Annotated in this window: 24 protein-coding genes; 23 read left to right on the top strand and 1 reads right to left on the bottom strand. The window is 69.3% G+C overall.

What is annotated here, in order from left to right; all coding sequences use genetic code 11:
• Positions 1 to 3 precede the first annotated feature (3 nt).
• The 20 genes from rplF (at position 4) to glmM (ending at position 15316) form a co-directional block, all read left to right on the top strand.
• Positions 4 to 543, top strand: coding sequence for a 50S ribosomal protein L6 (gene rplF / locus ACZ5NJ_RS17170; protein ID WP_390687615.1), 540 nt, complete (start codon positions 4 to 6; stop codon positions 541 to 543).
• Between the two features lie 2 nt (positions 544 to 545).
• On the top strand, positions 546 to 929 hold the full coding sequence (gene rplR, locus ACZ5NJ_RS17165) for a 50S ribosomal protein L18 (protein ID WP_030026334.1): 384 nt from the start codon (positions 546 to 548) through the stop codon (positions 927 to 929).
• Between the two features lie 45 nt (positions 930 to 974).
• A complete protein-coding gene (gene rpsE, locus ACZ5NJ_RS17160; protein WP_007265914.1) occupies positions 975 to 1577 on the top strand; it encodes a 30S ribosomal protein S5 in 603 nt (200 codons plus the stop codon).
• On the top strand, positions 1577 to 1759 hold the full coding sequence (rpmD, locus tag ACZ5NJ_RS17155; RefSeq protein ID WP_005313525.1) for a 50S ribosomal protein L30: 183 nt from the start codon (positions 1577 to 1579) through the stop codon (positions 1757 to 1759). The genes rpsE and rpmD overlap by 1 nt, the downstream gene beginning before the upstream one ends.
• Positions 1760 to 1761: 2 nt before the next feature.
• Positions 1762 to 2217: a 50S ribosomal protein L15 gene (gene rplO / locus ACZ5NJ_RS17150; protein WP_344163495.1), complete on the top strand. Its 456-nt coding sequence runs from the start codon at positions 1762 to 1764 to the stop codon at positions 2215 to 2217.
• Positions 2218 to 2402: 185 nt separating this feature from the next.
• The gene (secY, locus tag ACZ5NJ_RS17145; RefSeq protein WP_468765716.1) at positions 2403 to 3716 is read left to right on the top strand and encodes a preprotein translocase subunit SecY; all 1314 of its coding nucleotides are present in this window, start codon (positions 2403 to 2405) and stop codon (positions 3714 to 3716) included.
• Entirely contained in the window at positions 3716 to 4363 is a 648-nt protein-coding gene (locus ACZ5NJ_RS17140) for an adenylate kinase (RefSeq protein ID WP_468765714.1), read from the top strand. The genes secY and ACZ5NJ_RS17140 overlap by 1 nt, the downstream gene beginning before the upstream one ends.
• A gap of 95 nt (positions 4364 to 4458) precedes the next feature.
• Positions 4459 to 5310: a type I methionyl aminopeptidase gene (map, locus tag ACZ5NJ_RS17135; RefSeq protein WP_468765712.1), complete on the top strand. Its 852-nt coding sequence runs from the start codon at positions 4459 to 4461 to the stop codon at positions 5308 to 5310.
• Positions 5311 to 5449: 139 nt separating this feature from the next.
• Positions 5450 to 5671 (top strand): translation initiation factor IF-1, encoded by a 222-nt coding sequence (gene infA / locus ACZ5NJ_RS17130; protein WP_003956442.1) that lies wholly within the window; start codon positions 5450 to 5452, stop codon positions 5669 to 5671.
• 62 nt (positions 5672 to 5733) lie between these two features.
• On the top strand, positions 5734 to 5847 hold the full coding sequence (gene rpmJ, locus ACZ5NJ_RS17125; protein WP_003956441.1) for a 50S ribosomal protein L36: 114 nt from the start codon (positions 5734 to 5736) through the stop codon (positions 5845 to 5847).
• 198 nt (positions 5848 to 6045) lie between these two features.
• Positions 6046 to 6426, top strand: a complete 381-nt coding sequence (rpsM, locus tag ACZ5NJ_RS17120) for a 30S ribosomal protein S13 (protein ID WP_007265919.1) — start codon at positions 6046 to 6048, stop codon at positions 6424 to 6426.
• A gap of 54 nt (positions 6427 to 6480) precedes the next feature.
• A complete protein-coding gene (gene rpsK / locus ACZ5NJ_RS17115; protein WP_003956432.1) occupies positions 6481 to 6885 on the top strand; it encodes a 30S ribosomal protein S11 in 405 nt (134 codons plus the stop codon).
• Between the two features lie 154 nt (positions 6886 to 7039).
• Entirely contained in the window at positions 7040 to 8062 is a 1023-nt protein-coding gene (locus ACZ5NJ_RS17110) for a DNA-directed RNA polymerase subunit alpha (RefSeq protein WP_215023456.1), read from the top strand.
• An 84-nt stretch (positions 8063 to 8146) separates the two neighbouring features.
• A complete protein-coding gene (gene rplQ, locus ACZ5NJ_RS17105; protein ID WP_007265921.1) occupies positions 8147 to 8623 on the top strand; it encodes a 50S ribosomal protein L17 in 477 nt (158 codons plus the stop codon).
• 102 nt (positions 8624 to 8725) lie between these two features.
• Complete coding sequence (truA, locus tag ACZ5NJ_RS17100; protein WP_468765711.1) at positions 8726 to 9577, top strand: tRNA pseudouridine(38-40) synthase TruA; 852 nt, start codon at positions 8726 to 8728, stop codon at positions 9575 to 9577.
• A 49-nt stretch (positions 9578 to 9626) separates the two neighbouring features.
• Positions 9627 to 11246, top strand: coding sequence for an ABC-F family ATP-binding cassette domain-containing protein (locus tag ACZ5NJ_RS17095; RefSeq protein WP_468765710.1), 1620 nt, complete (start codon positions 9627 to 9629; stop codon positions 11244 to 11246).
• Between the two features lie 66 nt (positions 11247 to 11312).
• Positions 11313 to 12584: a glycosyltransferase family 87 protein gene (locus ACZ5NJ_RS17090; RefSeq protein ID WP_468765709.1), complete on the top strand. Its 1272-nt coding sequence runs from the start codon at positions 11313 to 11315 to the stop codon at positions 12582 to 12584.
• Positions 12585 to 12820: 236 nt separating this feature from the next.
• Positions 12821 to 13264, top strand: coding sequence for a 50S ribosomal protein L13 (gene rplM, locus ACZ5NJ_RS17085; RefSeq protein WP_030773854.1), 444 nt, complete (start codon positions 12821 to 12823; stop codon positions 13262 to 13264).
• A gap of 41 nt (positions 13265 to 13305) precedes the next feature.
• Positions 13306 to 13821, top strand: coding sequence for a 30S ribosomal protein S9 (gene rpsI / locus ACZ5NJ_RS17080; protein ID WP_030031261.1), 516 nt, complete (start codon positions 13306 to 13308; stop codon positions 13819 to 13821).
• 136 nt (positions 13822 to 13957) lie between these two features.
• Positions 13958 to 15316, top strand: a complete 1359-nt coding sequence (gene glmM, locus ACZ5NJ_RS17075; protein WP_468765708.1) for a phosphoglucosamine mutase — start codon at positions 13958 to 13960, stop codon at positions 15314 to 15316.
• 55 nt (positions 15317 to 15371) lie between these two features.
• Here glmM and coaA read toward each other — a convergent pair whose 3' ends face one another.
• Positions 15372 to 16403, bottom strand: coding sequence for a type I pantothenate kinase (coaA, locus tag ACZ5NJ_RS17070; protein ID WP_468765707.1), 1032 nt, complete (start codon positions 16401 to 16403; stop codon positions 15372 to 15374).
• Between the two features lie 270 nt (positions 16404 to 16673).
• On the opposite strand from coaA, the gene ACZ5NJ_RS17065 reads away from it, so the two are divergent.
• From ACZ5NJ_RS17065 to glmS, 3 genes are all read left to right on the top strand, one after another.
• Positions 16674 to 17438, top strand: coding sequence for a hypothetical protein (locus ACZ5NJ_RS17065; protein ID WP_468765706.1), 765 nt, complete (start codon positions 16674 to 16676; stop codon positions 17436 to 17438).
• The gene (locus ACZ5NJ_RS17060; RefSeq protein ID WP_468765704.1) at positions 17435 to 18229 is read left to right on the top strand and encodes a hypothetical protein; all 795 of its coding nucleotides are present in this window, start codon (positions 17435 to 17437) and stop codon (positions 18227 to 18229) included. Before ACZ5NJ_RS17065 ends, ACZ5NJ_RS17060 begins: the two co-directional genes overlap by 4 nt.
• Positions 18230 to 18292: 63 nt before the next feature.
• Positions 18293 to 20164: a glutamine--fructose-6-phosphate transaminase (isomerizing) gene (gene glmS, locus ACZ5NJ_RS17055; RefSeq protein WP_468765703.1), complete on the top strand. Its 1872-nt coding sequence runs from the start codon at positions 18293 to 18295 to the stop codon at positions 20162 to 20164.
• Positions 20165 to 20178 lie beyond the last annotated feature (14 nt).

Genomic DNA, 20178 nt, shown 5'->3' with positions numbered 1-20178 from the left:
GCAATGTCGCGAATCGGCAAGCTCCCCATCCAGGTTCCCGCCGGTGTGGACGTCACCATCGACGGCCAGACGGTCGCTGTGAAGGGCCCCAAGGGTTCCCTCACGCACACCGTCAAGGCGCCGATCGAGATCGTCAAGGGTGAGGACGGCGTTCTGAACGTCACCCGTCCGAACGACGAGCGTCAGAACAAGGCCCTGCACGGCCTGTCCCGCACGCTGGTGGCGAACATGATCACCGGCGTGACCGCGGGTTACGTCAAGGCCCTTGAGATCAGCGGTGTCGGTTACCGCGTGGCCGCGAAGGGCTCCGACCTGGAGTTCCAGCTCGGCTACAGCCACCCGATCCTCGTCGAGGCGCCCGAGGGCATCTCGTTCAAGGTCGAGTCGCCGACCAAGTTCTCGGTCGAGGGCATCGACAAGCAGAAGGTCGGCGAGGTCGCCGCCAACATCCGCAAGCTGCGGAAGCCCGACCCGTACAAGGCCAAGGGTGTCAAGTACGCCGGCGAGGTCATCCGCCGCAAGGTCGGAAAGGCTGGTAAGTAGCCATGGCATACGGTGTGAAGATCGCCAAGGGCGACGCGTACAAGCGCGCTGCCAAGGCTCGCCGCCACATCCGCATCCGCAAGAACGTCTCGGGTACGGCGGAGCGTCCGCGCCTCGTCGTGACGCGTTCGAACCGCAACATCGTTGCTCAGGTCATCGACGACCTCCAGGGCCACACCCTGGCGTCCGCGTCGACCCTGGACGCTTCGATCCGCGGTGGCGAAGGCGACAAGAGCGCCCAGGCCCAGGCCGTCGGCGCGCTCGTCGCCGAGCGTGCGAAGGCTGCCGGCGTCGAGACCGTCGTCTTTGACCGCGGTGGCAACCGATACGCCGGGCGCATTGCCGCTCTGGCTGACGCCGCCCGCGAAGCCGGGCTGAAGTTCTAAGCCCCGGTTCCGGGACTCACGGACGTAACAGAGAGAGGTAATCCAATGGCTGGACCCCAGCGCCGCGGCAGCGGTGCCGGTGGCGGCGAGCGGCGGGACCGGAAGGGTCGCGACGGTGGCGCTGCCGCCGAGAAGACCGCTTACGTTGAGCGCGTTGTCGCGATCAACCGCGTCGCCAAGGTTGTCAAGGGTGGTCGTCGCTTCAGCTTCACTGCGCTCGTCGTGGTGGGTGACGGTGACGGCACCGTAGGTGTCGGTTACGGCAAGGCCAAGGAAGTTCCCGCGGCCATCGCCAAGGGCGTCGAGGAAGCCAAGAAGAACTTCTTCAAGGTTCCCCGCATCCAGGGCACCATCCCGCACCCGATCCAGGGCGAGAAGGCGGCCGGCGTTGTCCTGCTGAAGCCTGCTTCCCCCGGTACCGGTGTGATCGCCGGTGGCCCGGTGCGCGCCGTTCTGGAGTGCGCCGGCGTTCACGACATCCTGTCGAAGTCGCTCGGCTCCGACAACGCGATCAACATCGTGCACGCGACCGTGGAGGCCCTCAAGGGTCTGCAGCGTCCCGAGGAGATCGCGGCTCGCCGTGGTCTGCCGCTTGAGGACGTCGCCCCCGCGGCTCTGCTTCGTGCGCGTGCAGGGGCGGGTGTGTGATGGCTCGCCTCAAGATCACGCAGACGAAGTCGTACATCGGCAGCAAGCAGAACCACCGCGACACCCTCCGTTCGCTCGGGCTCAAGCGCCTGAACGACGTGGTCGTCAAGGAGGACCGTCCCGAGTTCCGCGGCATGGTGCACACCGTCCGCCACCTCGTGACGGTTGAGGAGGTTGACTAATCATGGCTGAGAACAGCCCGCTGAAGGCTCACAACCTCCGTCCGGCCCCCGGTGCCAAGACCGCGAAGACCCGTGTCGGTCGTGGTGAGGCGTCGAAGGGTAAGACGGCTGGTCGTGGTACCAAGGGTACGAAGGCCCGCTACCAGGTTCCGCAGCGCTTCGAGGGTGGGCAGATGCCCCTCCACATGCGCCTGCCGAAGCTGAAGGGCTTCAAGAACCCGTTCCGCACCGAGTTCCAGGTGGTCAACCTGGACAAGCTCGGTGCCCTCTACCCCGAGGGTGGAGAGGTCACGGTGGCCGACCTGGTCGCCAAGGGCGCGGTTCGCAAGAACAGCCTCGTCAAGGTCCTGGGCCAGGGCGAGATCTCCGTGGCGCTGACGGTTTCGGTTGACGCCGTCTCCGCCTCCGCCAAGGAGAAGATTGCCGCCGCCGGCGGCACCGTGACCGAGCTCGTCTAAGACGAACTCTGTGACAAATAGCTAGAAACCCGACCGGGGATGCCTCACATATGGGGCATCCCCGGTTGGTCGTTCCACGGGGGGCGCAGTCGCCGGTAAGGTGGCCTGCACCTTTGCTTGTACGTAATCGTCGATCCTCAGACCGTCACCTCTGACGCAGTAGCGCGGGGGTCGCAGGAGGCACCGTGCTCACCGCGTTCGCCCGGGCGTTCAAGACGCCCGACCTGCGCAAGAAGCTGCTCTTCACGCTCGGCATCATCGTGCTGTATCGGCTCGGGTCCCACATCCCGGTACCCGGCGTGAGCTACAAGAACGTTCAGATCTGTGTGGACCAGATGGGGAGCAGCAACAGCCTCTTCGGCCTGGTCAACATGTTCAGCGGCGGCGCGCTGCTGCAGATCACGATCTTCGCGCTCGGCATCATGCCGTACATCACCGCCAGCATCATCCTGCAGCTGCTGACCGTGGTCATCCCGAAGCTGGAGAACCTCAAGAAAGAGGGACAGGCCGGCACCTCGAAGATCACTCAGTACACGCGCTATCTGACGGTCGCGCTCGCGATCCTCCAGGGCACCGGCCTGGTCGCCACCGCGCGTACCGGCGCCCTGTTCGGGACCTGCCCGGTCGCTCGCGAGATCGTCCCGGACCGTTCGATCTTCACCACCATCACGATGGTGATCACCATGACCGCCGGTACCTGCATCGTCATGTGGCTCGGTGAGCTCATCACCGACCGCGGCATCGGCAACGGCATGTCGATCCTGATGTTCATCTCGATCGCCGCCGGTTTCGTCACCGCCCTCTGGACGATCAAGCTCCAGGGCAAGATCGCCGATGGCTGGGTGGAGTTCGCGGTCGTCATCCTCGTCGGTCTCGCGATGGTGGCCCTGGTGGTCTTCGTCGAGCAGGCCCAGCGCAGGATCCCCGTCCAGTACGCGAAGCGCATGATCGGTCGCCGCGCCTACGGGGGCACGTCCACCTACATCCCGCTCAAGGTGAACCAGGCCGGTGTCATCCCGGTCATCTTCGCCTCGTCGCTGCTGTACATCCCGGCCCTGATCGTGCAGTTCAGCGGCTCGACCGCGAGCTGGGCGACCTGGATCCAGAAGCACTTCGTCAAGGGCGACCACCCGTACTACATCGCCGCCTACTTCCTCCTGATCGTCTTCTTCGCGTTCTTCTACGTGGCGATCTCGTTCAACCCCGAGGAAGTTGCCGACAACATGAAGAAGTATGGTGGGTTCATCCCGGGCATCCGCGCCGGCCGGCCCACCGCTGAGTACCTGAGCTACGTACTCAACCGGATCACCTGGCCGGGGTCGCTGTACCTGGGTCTCATCGCTCTGGTGCCGACAATGGCGTTGGCCGGCTTCGGAGCGAACCAGAACTTCCCGTTCGGCGGGACGAGCATCCTGATCATCGTGGGTGTGGGTCTGGAAACCGTGAAGCAGATCGAGAGCCAGCTCCAGCAGCGCAACTACGAAGGGTTCCTCCGCTGATGCGAATCGTCCTCGTCGGACCCCCCGGGGCGGGCAAGGGAACGCAGGCCGCGTTCCTCGCCAAGAACCTGTCGATCCCGCACATCTCCACGGGCGACCTCTTCCGCGCCAACATCAGCCAGGGCACGGAGCTGGGCGTGCGCGCCAAGGCGTTCATGGACGCCGGCGAGCTCGTCCCGGACGAGATCACCATCGGCATGGCCAAGGACCGCATGGAGCAGCCGGACGCCGCGGGCGGTTTCCTGCTCGACGGCTTCCCGCGCAACGTCGCCCAGGCCGAGGCCCTCGACGAGATGCTCGTGGGCGCCGGCATGAAGCTGGACGCCGTCCTCGACCTGGAGGTCGAGGAGGACGAGGTCGTCAAGCGCATCGCCGGCCGGCGGATCTGCCGCCAGAACTCCGCGCACGTCTTCCACGTGATCTACGCGGCCCCGAAGACCGAGGGCGTCTGCGACCAGTGCGGCGGCGAGCTGTACCAGCGGGGCGACGACTCCGAGGACACGGTCCGCAACCGGCTTGAGGTCTACCACACGCAGACCGAGCCGATCATCGACTACTACAAGGCCCAGGGTCTGCTGGTGACCATCTCCGCCCTCGGCGAGGTGCACGAGATCACCAAGCGGGCGATGGACGCCCTGAAGAAGTAGTCACCCCCCAGCAGTGCCGGTACGGCCGCGGTGTCCCCAGGACATCGCGGCCGTACTGTTGAAGCGACCCGTTTTCGAAGGTGGAAGGTCCGTCCATGGTTCAGCTCAAGACCCCCGAGCAGATCGCGAAGATGCGCGAGGCAGGGCTGGTCGTCGCCGCGATCCACGCGGCGACCCGTGAGGCGGCCGTTCCGGGTGCCACGACGCGGGACCTGGACATGGTGGCCCGCAAGGTGATCGCGGACGCCGGGGCGAAGTCGAACTTCCTCGGCTACGGCGGTTTCCCCGCGACCATCTGCACGTCGGTGAACGAGGTCGTCGTCCACGGCATCCCGGACGACAAGACGGTCCTCAAGGACGGCGACATCATCTCCATCGACGCCGGCGCCATCGTGGACGGCTGGCACGGCGACGCGGCGTACACGGCGTTCGTGGGCACGGGTCACGCTCCGGAGCTGGTCGAGCTCTCCCGGGTCACCGAGGAGTCGATGTGGGCCGGCATCGCGGCCATGAAGGCCGGCAACCGCCTGGTGGACATCTCGAAGGCGATCGAGGGCTACATCAAGCGCCAGCCCCGCCCGACCACCGGTGAGCACAGCCTCGGCAAGTTCGGGATCATCGAGGACTACGGCGGCCACGGCATCGGCACCGAGATGCACATGGACCCGCACCTGCTGAACTACGTCTCGCGCAAGCGGGGCAAGGGCATCAAGCTGGTCCCGGGCCTCTGCCTGGCGATCGAGCCGATGGTGTCCCTGGGAACCGCCCAGACGGAGGTACTCGCCGACGACTGGACGGTCATCACCACGGACGGCACCTGGTCCTCGCACTGGGAGCACTCGGTGGCCCTCACCGAGGCCGGTCCGATCGTCCTGACCAGCCCGGACTGCGGCAAGGCGAAGCTCGCGGAGTACGGCGTCACGACGGCTCCCGACCCCCTCGGGTAGCCGCCGGTTAATGATCTAGACTCTGGGGCAAACTTTCCGGATTCGTCTTTCTGGGTGCCCTGACGTAGACTGACTCGTCGGCTTACGTGCATTCCCATGTCCGTGAGCCGATCAAGGTAGCCGATTCGAAAGGCGAAGCGTGGCCAAGAAGCAAGGTGCCATCGAGATCGAGGGCACCGTGATCGAGTCCCTCCCGAACGCCATGTTCAAGGTGGAACTCCAGAACGGTCACAAAGTCCTCGCGCACATCAGCGGCAAGATGCGTATGCACTACATCCGCATCCTTCCCGATGACCGGGTCGTTGTGGAGCTGTCTCCCTACGACCTGACGCGTGGCCGGATCGTCTACCGATACAAGTAGATCTTGCCCCCGCACCCCGCTCCGGCGCGGGTGGTGGCACTGACCCGGAGAACCTCACCAACATGAAGGTCAAGCCGAGCGTCAAGAAGATCTGCGACAAGTGCAAGGTGATCCGCCGTCACGGCCGGGTCATGGTCATCTGCGACAACCTGCGCCACAAGCAGCGCCAGGGCTGACGCACGCCGACCGACCTGCCTTCCGCAGTTCTTCGCGCGACGTAACAAAACGTACATAAGCAGAACCCGCCCAGCCCTGAGAGGGGCCGGCGGCACCTCCGGCGGGGGCCGGGGACCCGGACGTACCACCGCCCATTCGGGTGGTCGGCGGTCGGGAGCGGTTCTGTTGCAGACCCCCGAACACACAGGAGCCATTGAATGGCACGCGTTTCCGGTGTTGACATCCCGCGCGAAAAGCGTGTGGAGATCGCACTCACCTACGTCTTCGGTATCGGGCGCACCCGGTCCAAGGAGATCCTCGCCTCCACCGGCGTGAACCCGAACACCCGCGTTCGTGACCTGGCCGAAGAGGACCTCGTCAAGATCCGCGAGTACGTGGACGCCAACCTCCGTACCGAGGGTGACCTCCGCCGCGAGATCCAGGGCGACATTCGCCGCAAGATCGAGATCCAGTGCTACCAGGGCATCCGCCACCGTCGTGGCCTGCCGGTGCACGGTCAGCGCACCAGCACGAACGCGCGTACCCGCAAGGGCCCGCGTCGCGCGATCGCCGGCAAGAAGAAGCCGGGCAAGAAGTAGTCCTGTTCAGCGGTCTTGCGCTGTAGGACCGACCACCTCCCGTAGGAGTAAGAGATGCCCCCCAAGGGTCGTCAGGGCGCTGCCAAGAAGGTGCGCCGCAAGGAAAAGAAGAACGTCGCTCACGGGCACGCCCACATCAAGAGCACGTTCAACAACACGATCGTCTCGATCACGGACCCCTCGGGCAACGTGATCTCCTGGGCCTCCGCCGGCCACGTCGGCTTCAAGGGCTCGCGCAAGTCCACCCCCTTCGCCGCGCAGATGGCCGCCGAGTCGGCCGCCCGCCGCGCGCAGGAGCACGGCATGCGCAAGGTCGACGTCTTCGTCAAGGGTCCCGGCTCCGGCCGTGAGACCGCGATCCGCTCCCTCCAGGCCACCGGCCTCGAGGTCGGCTCGATCCAGGACGTCACCCCCACCCCGCACAACGGCTGCCGCCCGCCGAAGCGGCGGCGCGTCTGACCCTAGGTACGTTACGTACCTGGGTTGACGTGGGATTTTCGGGCGACATGCCCCTGAAAGGGGGCGTGTCGCCCGTACCCTTGTAAGTCCGCGGCCCCCCGGCCGCACCTGTCGGGCGTCAAATAGTGGGCGTCCACGACTTGAAGGAACAGACATGCTTATCGCTCAGCGTCCTTCGCTGACCGAAGAGGTCGTCGACGAGTACCGCTCGCGGTTCGTGATCGAGCCGCTGGAGCCGGGCTTCGGCTACACCCTCGGCAACTCCCTGCGCCGTACCCTCCTGTCCTCCATCCCGGGTGCCGCTGTCACCAGCATCCGCGTGGACGGCGTCCTGCACGAGTTCACCACCGTGCCGGGCGTCAAGGAAGACGTCACGGACATCATCCTCAACATCAAGCAGCTGGTCGTCTCCTCGGAGCACGACGAGCCGGTCGTGATGTACCTGCGCAAGCAGGGTCCCGGCCTGGTCACCGCTGCCGACATCGCGCCCCCGGCCGGTGTCGAGGTGCACAACCCGGACCTGGTCCTCGCCACGCTCAACGGCAAGGGCAAGCTGGAGATGGAGCTGACCGTCGAGCGCGGTCGCGGCTACGTCTCCGCCGTCCAGAACAAGCAGGTGGGCCAGGAGATCGGCCGTATTCCGATCGACTCCATCTACTCGCCGGTGCTGAAGGTCACCTACAAGGTCGAGGCGACCCGAGTCGAGCAGCGCACCGACTTCGACAAGCTCATCGTCGACGTCGAGACCAAGCAGGCCATGCGCCCGCGCGACGCCATGGCGTCCGCCGGCAAGACCCTGGTCGAGCTGTTCGGTCTGGCGCGCGAGCTCAACATCGACGCCGAGGGCATCGACATGGGCCCGTCCCCCACGGACGCCGCCCTGGCCGCCGACCTGGCGCTGCCGATCGAGGAGCTGGAGCTCACCGTTCGGTCGTACAACTGCCTCAAGCGCGAGGGCATCCACTCCGTGGGTGAGCTCGTCGCCCGCTCCGAGGCGGACCTGCTCGACATCCGCAACTTCGGTGCGAAGTCGATCGACGAGGTCAAGGCGAAGCTCGCCGGCATGGGCCTGGCCCTCAAGGACAGCCCGCCCGGATTCGACCCGACCGCCGCCGCCGACGCCTTCGGCGCCGACGACGACGCGGACGCCGGTTTCGTCGAGACCGAGCAGTACTAAGCAATGACTTTCCCGGGGCGTCCGCCCCGGGGGAACTGACACCGGTACCTGACACGGCCGGTGCAGATATGAAGGAGTAACACCATGCCGCGTCCCGCCAAGGGTGCCCGTCTGGGCGGCTCCGCCGCGCACGAGAAGCACCTTCTCGCGAACCTCGCGAAGGCGCTCTTCGAGCACGGCCGCATCACCACCACCGAGGCCAAGGCCCGCCGCCTGCGTCCCTACGCCGAGCGTCTGGTCACCAAGGCCAAGAAGGGCGACATCCACAACCGTCGCCTGGTGCTGCAGACGATCACGGACAAGAGCATCGTGCACACGCTGTTCACCGAGATCGCCCCGCGCTACGAGAACCGCCCCGGTGGTTACACGCGCATCACCAAGATCGGCAACCGTCGTGGCGACAACGCCCCGATGGCCGTGATCGAGCTGGTCGAGGCCCTCACGGTCGCCCAGCAGGCCACCGGTGAGGCCGAGGCCGCCACCAAGCGTGCGGTCAAGGAGGCGGAGGCCAAGGCCGAGGCCACCGAGACCGAGGCCGTCGAGGAGACCAAGGAGGCCTGATCCCGCTACGGGATCGAGCTTGCTTGATCGGCTCTGAACGGGCCCGCCCCTTCCCGGGGCGGGCCCGTTCTGCATGTCTGTGCGTCTGAGAGGATCGGTCACGTGAGTGACGAGGTGGAGCCCGGACACGTCCGGGTACGGCTGGACCTGTCGTACGACGGCAAGGACTTCTCCGGCTGGGCGAAGCAGCGCACGCTGCGGACCGTCCAGGGCGAGCTGGAGAGCGCCCTGCAGACCGTGATGCGGCTCAAGGAGCCGGTCGAGCTGACCGTCGCCGGGCGCACCGACGCCGGCGTGCACGCCCGCGGGCAGGTCGCGCAGTTCGACCTGGCCGAGGAGGTGTGGGCCGAGCACCACGACAAGCTGCTCCGGCGCCTCGCGGGCCGGCTGCCGCACGACATCCGGGTGTGGAAGGTCGCCGAGGCCCCCGAGGGGTTCAACGCGCGGTTCTCCGCGATCTGGCGCCGCTACGCCTACCGCGTCGGCGACCACCAGGGCGGCGTGGACCCGCTGCGCCGCGGGCACGTGCTGTGGCACCAGTGGCCCCTGGACGTGGACGCCATGAACGAGGCCTCCCGCGCCCTGCTCGGCGAGCACGACTTCGCCGCGTACTGCAAGAAGCGCGAGGGCGCGACGACCATCCGCACCCTCCAGGAGCTCAGCTGGGTGCGGGGCGGCGACGGGATCGTCACGGCGACCGTCCGCGCCGACGCCTTCTGCCACAACATGGTCCGCTCCCTGGTCGGCGCGCTGCTGCACGTCGGCGACGGGCACCGGCCCGTCGAGTGGCCCGGCCGGGTCCTGGCCGCGGCCGTACGGGACTCCTCGGTGCACGTGGTCAAGCCGCACGGGCTGACCCTGGAGGAGGTCGGCTACCCGGCCGACGAACTGCTGGCCGCCCGCAGCAAGGAGGCGCGGAACATGCGCACCCTGCCGGGCAAGGGCTGCTGCTGACCCGTCACCGGTTTGGGCCCGGCCCCGCCGGACCGCGACAATGCCCCGCATGGGACATCTCGAAGCCAGCCACCTGGAGTACTACCTTCCCGACGGGCGGGTCCTGCTCCCCGACGTCTCCTTCCGCGTGGGGGAGGGGTCGGTGGTGGCCCTGGTGGGGGCGAACGGCGCGGGCAAGACCACCCTGCTGAAGCTGATCTCCGGTGAGCTCCAGCCGCACGGCGGCGGGGTCACCATCAGCGGCGGCCTCGGCGTGATGTCCCAGTTCGTGGGCTCGGTGCGGGACGAGACGACCGTACGGGACCTGCTGGTCTCGGTGTCGCAGCCGCGGATCCGGGAGGCGGCGAAGGCCGTGGACCGGGCCGAGGAGCTGATCCTCACCGTCGACGACGAGGCCGCGCAGATGGCCTACGCCCAGGCGCTCAGCGACTGGGCCGACGTCCAGGGCTACGAGGCGGAGACGCTCTGGGACGTCTGCACGATGGCCGCGCTGGCCATCCCGTACGACCAGGCCCAGTTCCGTCAGGTACGCACCCTCTCCGGCGGTGAGCAGAAGCGGCTGGTCCTGGAGGCGCTGCTGCGCGGGCCGGACGAGGTGCTGCTGCTCGACGAGCCGGACAACTACCTCGACGTGCCGGGCAAGCGCTGGCTGGAGGAGCAGCTGCGGGCCACCCGCAAGACGGTGCTGTTCGTCTCCCACGACCGGGAGCTGCTCACCCAGGCCGCCGAGAAGATCATCAGCCTGGAGGCGAGCCCGATGGGCTCCGACGTCTGGGTGCACGGCGCGGGCTTCGGCACGTACCACGAGGCCCGCAAGGAGCGCTTCGCCCGGTTCGAGGAGCTCAAGCGGCGCTGGGACGAGGAGCACGCCCGGCTGAAGGCCCTGGTGCTGCGGCTGCGCAACCAGGCGGCGAGCAGCCCCGACATGGCCTCGCGCTACCGGGCGATGCAGACCCGGTTCCAGAAGTTCGAGGAGGCCGGCCCGCCGCCGGAGCCGCCGCGGGAGCAGGACATCAGGATGCGGCTCAAGGGCGGCCGGACGGGCGTGCGCGCGCTGACGGTGGAGAACCTGGAGCTGACCGGCCTGATGAAGCCGTTCGACCTGGAGGTCTTCTACGGGGAGCGGGTCGCGGTCCTCGGCTCGAACGGCTCGGGCAAGTCCCACTTCCTGCGGCTGCTGGCGGGGGAGGACGTCAGGCACACGGGTGACTGGAAGCTGGGCGCGCGGGTGGTTCCCGGCCATTTCGCGCAGACCCACGCCCATCCGGAGCTGTTCGGCCGCACGCTCGTCGACATCCTGTGGACGGAGGCGGCCAAGCCGCTGGGCCAGGCGATGGGGGCGCTGCGCCGCTACGAGCTGGAGCGGCAGGCGGAGCAGCCGTTCGAGCGGCTGTCGGGCGGCCAGCAGGCGCGGTTCCAGATCCTGCTGCTGGAGCTGGCCGGCACCACGGCGCTGCTGCTGGACGAGCCGACCGACAACCTGGACCTGGAGTCGGCGGAGGCCCTCCAGGACGGTCTGGAGGCGTACGAGGGGACGGTGCTGTGCGTGACCCACGACCGCTGGTTCGCGCGCACATTCGACCGTTATCTGGTCTTCGGTTCGGACGGTGTGGTGCGGGAGACTCAGGAGCCCGTCTGGGACGAACGTAGGGTCGACCGGAAGCGCTAGGGGGCCGACCTCCCCCGCGCGGGTCGAGGGGGAGGCGTCGTGGGGCTGCGGCCTAGCATCTGGCTCATGCGCATCTGGCTGACACGCAGTGGCCGTCCGGTCACGGAGGACCGGCTCGTCGCCTGGCTGCTCGGGCCGGCGCCGCGGACCTGGCGGGCGGTGGCGCTGGTGGTGCTGCTTTCCGTCTCGGTGTCGACGAGCCTGCGGGCGAACTGGGGATCGGACAACGCGTTCGTGGTCAAGGCGGCGGACGCGCTGCTGGAGGGCGTCTCCCCGTACGAGGACAAGCGCTTCCTGTACCTGCCCAGTGCCGTGCTCATGGCGGTCCCGGAGGCGCTGGTGCCGACGGGCGTGCTGCGCTGGCTGCTGCCGGCGGGGATGTCGGGGCTGGTCGGCGCCGGATGGTGGGCGGCGCTGCGGCTGTTCTCGGTGCCGGTCCGCTCGCGGTTCGCGGTGGGCGGGCTCGGACTGCTGGGGCTGGCGTACAAGCCGTACCTGAACCTGGTGCTGATCGGGAACTGGACGGCGATCTCGGCGGCGGCCCTGCCGGTGGCGCTGCTGCTCGCGCACCGCAGGTCCTGGACGGCCGCGGGGCTGGTGGTGGGGCTGGCGATCGCCTGCAAGCCGATGCTGGTGCCGGTGGGGCTGCTCTTCGTGCTGGCCCGGCGGTGGCGGGGGCTGGCGGCGGCGGTGGCGGTGCCGGTGGGGCTGTCGCTGGCGGGGGCGCTGCTGATGCCGAGCCCGACGCTGTTCTTCACCAAGACGCTGCCGTTCCTGTTCCAGGGGCAGGACGGGTACGCGCTGCCCTGGGACGCCTCGCCGATCGCGGTGCTGCCGCGGCTGGGGGTGCCGCAGCCCGTGGCGGTGGCGGTGGCGGGCGCGGGGGCGGCGGCCGGGCTGTGGGCGGCGTGGCGGCGGTGGCGGCGGCCGGATCCGCAGGGCGAGGGGGACGAGCTGCGGCTGGCGGAGACCGCCTGCATGGTGATGCTGGCCGTGTTCCTCGTCTCACGGCCGTCCTTCGACCACTACCTGCTGGTGGTGCTGCCGCTGCTGCTCGCGTCGGGGGTGCGGGAGGGCTCGCTGCCCCGCTCGGGCTGGTTCTGGGCGGCCCTGGTGCCGCAGGCGGCGGGGATCCCGTGGCCCTCCGAGTTCGAGCACAAACGGCGGGCTTTCCGGGACTGCGTGGCGCTCTGCGCGCTCGCCGGTCTGCTGGGGCGTCGTGCACTGCGCCGCAGTCGGGTTATTCTGGAGCCCGTAACAACTGCGGGGTCCCCACCCAGGACCGAACCGGAGTGCGCCGCGACGCCAGCAGAATCGGCAACGCGGACCGCGTTTTGACCCGTACGGGTCTGCTTGGGTATCCTGCTGGTTTGTTATGCGTATTGGCTTTCTCATTCTCACGTGAAAGGGCCTTACGCCGGTCCACCGGACCGATGACCAGCGGTTTTCACTCGGGTGCGTCCCCGATGTGAACGAGGGCTGTCGTGATCGTCCGTGGTGACCCTGTCAGGACCCTTCCCGCGGGGCTTAGGCCCTATGGGATGACCCACCACTGAAGAAGCGAAGGCATACGCGTGCGTACGTTCAGCCCCAAGCCCGGCGACATCTCGCGCCAGTGGCTCGTCATTGACGCCCAGGACGTGGTCCTCGGCCGTCTGGCGACCCAGGCCGCCACCCTCCTCAAGGGCAAGCACAAGCCGACTTACGCCCCCCACATGGACATGGGCGACTTCGTCATCATCATCAACGCCGACAAGGTTCACCTGTCCGGCAACAAGGCCTCGCAGAAGATGGCCTACCGCCACTCCGGCTTCCCGGGCGGTCTGCGCTCCGTGCGTTACGACGACCTGCTGGCGAACAACCCGGAGAAGGCCGTCGAGAAGGCCGTCAAGGGCATGCTCCCCAAGAACTCCCTGGGCCGTCAGATGCTCTCGAAGCTGAAGGTCTACTCGGGCGACCAGCACCCGCACGCTGCCCAGCAGCCGGTGCCGTTCGAGATCACCCAGGTCGCGCAGTAGTTCCGGCCACCCCCTAAACACAGAGAATTCTGAGGAGCATCGTGGCCGAGACCACCGCCGAGACCCCCGTCGACGAGTTCGAGGGCGTCGAGGAGTACACCACCGAGTCGGACGTCGCCGTCGAGGGCGACTACACCTCCGAGTCCCTTGCCGGTCGCTTCGGTGACCCCCAGCCGGCCGCCGGCCTGGGCCGTCGCAAGAACGCCATCGCCCGCGTCCGGATCGTTCCGGGCACCGGCAAGTGGAAGATCAACGGTCGCACCCTTGAGGACTACTTCCCCAACAAGGTGCACCAGCAGGAAGTCAACGAGCCCTTCAAGCTCCTGGAGCTCGACGGCCGCTACGACGTCATCGCCCGCATCTCGGGTGGCGGCGTCTCCGGTCAGGCCGGCGCCCTGCGCCTCGGCGTGGCCCGCGCGCTGAACGAGGCGGACGTGGACAACAACCGCCCGGCGCTGAAGAAGGCCGGCTTCCTCTCCCGCGACGACCGTGCGGTCGAGCGCAAGAAGGCCGGTCTCAAGAAGGCCCGTAAGGCTCCGCAGTACAGCAAGCGTTAATCTGCGCCTGCTGTTCAGCAACGAAACCGCCCCGGCAGCACTCTCTGTGCTGTCGGGGCGGTTCGTTTACCGCCAAAAGCGGCAAACAACTGTCACCAGCGGTAACCAAGCGAAGCGTGAACTCGGGAGGACAACAGTGGGACGACTCTTCGGGACGGACGGTGTACGAGGCGTCGCCAACGCGGATCTGACGGCCGAGCTCGCGCTCGGCCTCTCCGTGGCGGCCGCGCACGTACTGGCCGAGGCGGGCACCTTCGCGGGCCACCGCCCCACGGCCGTGGTCGGCCGTGATCCCCGCGCCTCGGGCGAGTTCCTGGAGGCCGCGGTCGTCGCGGGCCTCGCCAGCGCCGGCGTGGACGTCCTGCGCGTCGGTGTGCTGCCCACCCCGGCGGTGGCGTATCTCACCGGTGCGCTGGGCGCCGACCTCGGCGTGATGCTCTCCGCGAGCCACAACGCCATGCCCGACAACGGCATCAAGTTCTTCGCGCGCGGCGGCCACAAGCTCGCCGACGACCTGGAGGACCGGATCGAGTCCGTCTACGAGGAGCACCGCACCGGCGCTCCCTGGGACCGGCCCACGGGCTCCGGCGTGGGCCGGGTCTCCGACTACGACGAGGGCTTCGACAAGTACGTCGCCCACCTGATCGGCGTTCTGCCCAACCGCCTCGACGGCCTGAAGATCGTCCTGGACGAGGCGCACGGCGCGGCCGCCCGCGTCTCGCCCGAGGCCTTCGCCCGGGCCGGCGCCGAGATCGTCACCATCGGTGCCGAGCCCGACGGCCTCAACATCAACGACGGCTGCGGCTCCACCCACCTCGGCCTGCTCAAGCAGGCGGTCGTCGAGCACGGGGCCGACCTCGGCATCGCCCACGACGGTGACGCCGACCGCTGCCTCGCGGTGGACGCCGACGGCAACGAGATCGACGGCGACCAGATCCTCGCCGTGCTCGCCCTCGCCCTGCGCGAGGCCGGACAGCTGCGCGAGAACACCGTCGTCGCCACCGTCATGTCGAACCTGGGCTTCAAGCTGGCCATGGAGGGCGAGGGCGTCCAGCTCGTCCAGACCGCGGTCGGCGACCGCTACGTCCTGGAGTCGATGAAGGAGCACGGCTACGCGCTCGGCGGCGAGCAGTCCGGCCACGTGATCATCCTCGACCACGCCACCACCGGCGACGGCACCCTCACCGGCCTCATGCTGGCCGCCCGGATCGCCGCCACCGGCCGCTCCCTGGCCGACCTCGCCGGGATCATGACGCGGCTGCCGCAGGTCCTGATCAACGTCAAGGACGTCGACAAGTCCCGCGTCTCCACCTCCGCCGATCTGGCGGCCGCCGTGACCGAGGCGGAGCGCGAGCTCGGGTCCACCGGACGGGTGCTGCTGCGCTCCTCGGGTACCGAGCCGCTCGTACGGGTGATGGTGGAGGCCGCCGACATCGAGCAGGCCCGCGCGGTCGCCGGGCGGCTCGCGGACGTCGTGAAGTCGGCCCTCGGCTAGGGAGTACCCGGCCGCGGCCGCTCCCGGGGAGGCCCCGGAGCGGCCGCGGCGGGCCTCAGAGCTTGCGCAGGCTGAGCTTGGTGACCTTGTGGTCGGGGCCCTTGCGGACCACGAGCGTGGCGCGGCCGCGGGTGGGGGCGACGTTCTCCAGCAGGTTGGGCTTGTTGATGGTCCGCCACATCGTCTTCGCGTACTCCAGGGCCTCCTCCTCCGAGACCTGGGTGTACTTGCGGAAGTAGGAGAACGGGTTCTGGAACGCGGTCTCGCGCAGCTTCCGGAAGCGGTTGAGGTACCAGCGCTCGATGTCCTCGGGGCGGGCGTCCACGTACACGCTGAAGTCGAAGTAGTCGGCGAGGCCGACCCGGGTCCGGCCGTCCTTGCCCGGCAGGGCCGGCTGGAGGACGTTGAGGCCCTCGACGATGAGGATGTCCGGGCGGCGCACGACGAGCCGCTCGTCCGGGACGATGTCGTAGATCAGGTGCGAGTAGACGGGGGCCGTGACCTCGTCCTTGCCGGCCTTGATGTCGGCGACGAACTTGGTGAGCGCGCGCCGGTCGTAGGACTCCGGGAAGCCCTTGCGGGAGGTCAGGCCGCGGCGCTGGAGCTCCTTCATCGGGTAGAGGAACCCGTCCGTGGTGACCCGCTCGACGCGCGGGTGCTCGGGCCAGCGCGCCAGGAGGGCCTGGAGCAGACGGGCCACGGTGGACTTGCCGACGGCGACCGACCCGGCCACCCCTATGACGAACGGGGTCCCCTGCTGGGCGCCGTGGCCGGTGCCGCCCGCGTCGCCCAGGAAGGTGTTCAGGGTGCCGCGGAGGTTGCTGGTGGCGCCGACGTACAGGTTCAGCAGGCGGGAGAGCGGGAGGTAGACGTCCCGCACCTCGTCGAGGTCGATGACGTCCCCGAGGCCGCGCAGCCGCTCGACCTCCTCCGCCGTCAGAGGCAGGGGGGTGCGCTCGCGCAGGGCGCTCCACTCGGCCCGCGTGAGGTCCACGTAGGGCGAGGGCTCCGGCACCCGGCGGGAACCGGAACGCTCCGTTGCGTGGTCCGGCGTACAGCGTGTCGGCGATGTGATCACACCGCCCATTGTCGGGGCTCGGGGCCGCCCGTGGGTGGTGGGGTCGGTCACGTGGCGGCCGCGCGGGCGGGAACGCCCAGGTGGCGCGGGCGTCCGCGAGCGGGTCTCGATCGGAAGCCCGTCACGTCTCGTGCCGATCACGATTCCCCGGTGTGACCGGGAAGATCCCGCGTATGTGCCATTAACACCGGTCGCGTGATCGAGCAAGTCGTACATTGTTCGTCACCGCGACGTTGACCGGCGTCCCGCGGTGATCTGTTTCCTGGGGGAGAGCAACACGTGGGTACCACGTCTGTCCGTCGCGGCGTCCTGGCCGCGGCCGCCGTTTCCTTGTGTCTGCTGGCCGCCGCCTGCGACTCCGGCTCCGGTGCGGGGGCCGGTGCGGGGAAGGACGTACGCACCGACGCCGCGCCCGGGGGTACGGCGAAGTCGTCCGCGCTGCTGAGCGGGCTGCTGGTGGCTCCGGCGGACCTGCCGGGGTACCAGGTGGAGGGCAAGCGCGCGAAGCGCGAGCCGGAGCGGAAGGTCCCGTCCGACAAGGAGGTCTGCGTGCCGCTCGTCCGGGCGCAGGCCGGTATACCGATCGGCCGGGCGGCGGGGACCGCCGTCGCCGCGGTCATGGAGGAGCCCCGGCCCGCCGCCGCCGACGCCGGTGAGGACGAGAAGCTCGACGCGCTGCGGGAGAGCGCCGCGAAGCCGCAGACCACCGTGACCCTGGACTCCTACGCGGGTCAGGGCGCTGCGGACGCCTTCGCGGCGCTCAAGGCGGCCGTCTCGGGCTGCGCGGGCGGGTACACGGCCTTCGACGGGCCCAAGGCGATCAAGGTCGGGCAGGTGCTGCCCGGGGAGACGGCCCGGGCCGGGGACGAGTCGCTGGCCTTCCAGACGGTGCTGGAGCTGCCCGAAGGCCGGAAGACCGTCGTGCAGTACGTGTTCGTCCGCAAGGGCGACGTCCTGGCCACCTTCGAGAGGATGGGCGGTCCCGGCGGCGCCCCTCAGCCGCAGGAGGCGGTCGTCGCGGCGCAGGCCGGGAAGCTCGGATGAGAGGCGCGGATGCGCGGCGGGCGGCCGCGTGCACCGTCTCGGGGCTGGCGCTGGCCGTGCTGGTGAGCGGATGCGGGACCGGCCGGCCCACCGTGATCGTGGTGGAGGACGGCGTTCCGGCCGCCGCCGAGGTGTCCGCGCCCGGGACCGGGCCGGCGCGCAAGGGGCAACAGGATCTGTCGCGGAAGGGCCGGCCCCAGGAGGCCCCCGAGCGGCTGCTCGTGGCGCAGGCGGACCTGCTGGACCACAAGGTCACCCCGGAGACGCACGACAGCGCCCCGGCGAGCGTGGACCGGCCCGAGTGCCGGGAGCTGGCCCGCGCCGTCTCCGGGTTCCTGCCGGCCGGGCGGACCGGCTGGGCCAGGGCCTCCGTGATCGCGGTGGCGTCGGCGCTGTCCGACGACGCGTCGGAGCAGCAGAAGCGGGCGGCCGCGCTGGACGCGGCGAGCTCGACGGTGACGGTGGTGACCCTCGCCTCGTACGCGGGGGACGCCGCGCACGGGCACTTCGTCGAGGTGCAGAGCGCTGGGCGGGCCTGTGAGGGCGGGTACGCGGCGACGGCGAACGGGGAGACCGTCACGGTCACCCGGATCGTCCCGCACGCGGCGTCCGGCGGTGACGAGGCCCTCGCCTACACCGTGGAGGCGGAGCGCGACGGCGAGCCGTACGAGACCGAGCTCATGCTCGTGCGCAAGGGCGGCACGCTGGTGAACTTCCACGCCAGCCGGCTGTCCGGTGAGGCGCGGCTGGCCGCGCCCGCGATCGAGGCACAGGTCAGGAAGCTGGGCTGACGCCCTGTTTTCGTCCTGTTCGGGTACCCGACAGCGGCCCAACTCAGGCGTACCCTGCGGCCTATGTGCGGAATTGTGGGATACGTGGGAGCGCAGTCGGCGCTCGATGTGGTCATCGCCGGACTGAAGCGGCTGGAGTACCGGGGCTACGACTCGGCCGGGGTCGCCGTCCTCGCCGACGGCAAGCTCGTCAGCGCCAAGAAGGCCGGAAAGCTCGTCAACCTGGAGAAGGAGCTGGTGGCGCAGCCGCTCCCGGCCGGCTCCACGGGCCTGGGGCACACCCGGTGGGCGACCCACGGCGGGCCCACCGACGTCAACGCCCATCCCCATCTGGACAACTCCGGCCGGGTGGCCGTCGTCCACAACGGCATCATCGAGAACTTCGCCGCGCTGCGCGCCGAACTGGCCGAGCGCGGGCACCGGCTGGAGTCCGAGACGGACACCGAGGTCGTCGCCCACCTGCTGGCCGAGCGCTTCGAGGCGTCCCGGGGCGTCGGGGGCGCGGCGGGCGCCGGGCTGGCGGAGGCCATGCGGCAGGTGTGCCGGCGGCTGGAGGGCGCGTTCACGCTGGTGGCCGTGCACGCCGACGAGCCGGACGTGGTCGTCGGCGCGCGCCGGAACTCCCCCCTGGTGGTGGGCGTTGGGGAAGGTGAGAACTTCCTCGCCTCGGACGTGGCCGCGTTCATCGCCCACACCCGGTCCGCGATCGAGCTGGGGCAGGACCAGGTCGTCGAGCTCCGCCGGGACGGGGTGTCGGTGACCGACTTCGACGGTGCGCCGGCGTCCGTGCGGGCGTACCACGTGGACTGGGACGCCTCGGCGGCCGAGAAGGGGGGTTATGACTACTTCATGCTCAAGGAGATCGCCGAGCAGCCGAAGGCCGTCGCCGACACCCTCCTGGGCAGGATCGACGCGAGCGGCCTGCTGACCCTCGACGAGGTGCGCATCCCCGCCTCGGTGCTCCGCGAGGTCGACAAGGTCGTGATCGTGGCGTGCGGTACGGCGTACCACGCGGGCATGATCGCGAAGCTGGCCATCGAGCACTGGACCCGCATCCCGTGCGAGACCGAGCTGGCCAGCGAGTTCCGTTACCGCGACCCGATCCTGGACCAGCGGACGCTGGTGATCGCGATCTCCCAGTCCGGCGAGACCATGGACACCCTGATGGCGCTGCGGCACGCCCGCGAGCAGGGTGCCAGGGTGCTGGCCGTCTGCAACACGAACGGGTCGACGATCCCGCGCGAGTCGGACGCCGTGCTGTACACGCACGCCGGGCCGGAGGTGGCCGTCGCCTCGACCAAGGCGTTCCTGACGCAGCTGGTGGCCTGTTACCTCGTCGCCCTGTACCTCGGCCAGGTGCGGGGGACGAAGTGGGGCGACGAGATCGAGGTGGTGATCCGGGAGCTGTCGGACATCGCCGCGGCGGTGGACCGGGTGCTGGAGACGATGGAGCCGGTACGGGCCCTCGCGCGCTCGCTGGCCGACAAGGACACCGTGCTGTTCCTTGGCCGGCACGTCGGGTACCCGGTGGCGCTGGAGGGCGCGCTCAAGCTCAAGGAGCTGGCGTACATGCACGCCGAGGGCTTCGCGGCGGGCGAGCTCAAGCACGGGCCGATCGCGCTGATCGAGCAGGACATGCCGGTGGTGGTCGTCGTGCCGTCGCCGCGCGGACGCTCCGTCCTCCACGACAAGATCGTCTCGAACATCCAGGAGATCCGGGCGCGCGGGGCGCGGACCATCGTCATCGCCGAGGACGGCGACGACGCGGTCGTCCCGTACGCCGACCACCTGATCCGGATCCCGGCGACCCCGACGCTGCTCCAGCCGCTGGTGGCGACGGTCCCGCTCCAGGTGTTCGCGTGCGAGCTGGCGACCGCGCGCGGCAACGAGGTGGACCAGCCGCGTAACCTCGCGAAGTCCGTCACTGTGGAGTAGTAGGGGTTGTTGCC

This window comes from Streptomyces sp. NPDC032091 (genome assembly GCF_055580265.1).
This window is presented reverse-complemented; position numbering and strand designations above follow the sequence as displayed.

Excerpts from the sequence above, each read along its gene's own strand:
- rplR (WP_030026334.1), top strand. The coding sequence starts at position 546 with ATGGCATACGGTGTGAAGATCGCCAAGGGCGACGCGTACAAGCGCGCT.
- rpsK (WP_003956432.1), top strand. The coding sequence starts at position 6,481 with ATGCCCCCCAAGGGTCGTCAGGGCGCTGCCAAGAAGGTGCGCCGCAAG.
- rplF (WP_390687615.1), top strand. The coding sequence starts at position 4 with ATGTCGCGAATCGGCAAGCTCCCCATCCAGGTTCCCGCCGGTGTGGAC.
- rpmD (WP_005313525.1), top strand. The coding sequence starts at position 1,577 with ATGGCTCGCCTCAAGATCACGCAGACGAAGTCGTACATCGGCAGCAAG.
- ACZ5NJ_RS17090 (WP_468765709.1), top strand. The coding sequence starts at position 11,313 with ATGCGCATCTGGCTGACACGCAGTGGCCGTCCGGTCACGGAGGACCGG.
- map (WP_468765712.1), top strand. The coding sequence starts at position 4,459 with ATGGTTCAGCTCAAGACCCCCGAGCAGATCGCGAAGATGCGCGAGGCA.
- rpmJ (WP_003956441.1), top strand. The coding sequence starts at position 5,734 with ATGAAGGTCAAGCCGAGCGTCAAGAAGATCTGCGACAAGTGCAAGGTG.
- ACZ5NJ_RS17140 (WP_468765714.1), top strand. The coding sequence starts at position 3,716 with ATGCGAATCGTCCTCGTCGGACCCCCCGGGGCGGGCAAGGGAACGCAG.
- rpsM (WP_007265919.1), top strand. The coding sequence starts at position 6,046 with ATGGCACGCGTTTCCGGTGTTGACATCCCGCGCGAAAAGCGTGTGGAG.
- rplQ (WP_007265921.1), top strand. The coding sequence starts at position 8,147 with ATGCCGCGTCCCGCCAAGGGTGCCCGTCTGGGCGGCTCCGCCGCGCAC.
- rpsE (WP_007265914.1), top strand. The coding sequence starts at position 975 with ATGGCTGGACCCCAGCGCCGCGGCAGCGGTGCCGGTGGCGGCGAGCGG.
- coaA (WP_468765707.1), bottom strand. The coding sequence starts at position 16,403 with ATGGGCGGTGTGATCACATCGCCGACACGCTGTACGCCGGACCACGCA.
- ACZ5NJ_RS17095 (WP_468765710.1), top strand. The coding sequence starts at position 9,627 with ATGGGACATCTCGAAGCCAGCCACCTGGAGTACTACCTTCCCGACGGG.
- glmS (WP_468765703.1), top strand. The coding sequence starts at position 18,293 with ATGTGCGGAATTGTGGGATACGTGGGAGCGCAGTCGGCGCTCGATGTG.
- rplO (WP_344163495.1), top strand. The coding sequence starts at position 1,762 with ATGGCTGAGAACAGCCCGCTGAAGGCTCACAACCTCCGTCCGGCCCCC.
- ACZ5NJ_RS17060 (WP_468765704.1), top strand. The coding sequence starts at position 17,435 with ATGAGAGGCGCGGATGCGCGGCGGGCGGCCGCGTGCACCGTCTCGGGG.
- ACZ5NJ_RS17110 (WP_215023456.1), top strand. The coding sequence starts at position 7,040 with ATGCTTATCGCTCAGCGTCCTTCGCTGACCGAAGAGGTCGTCGACGAG.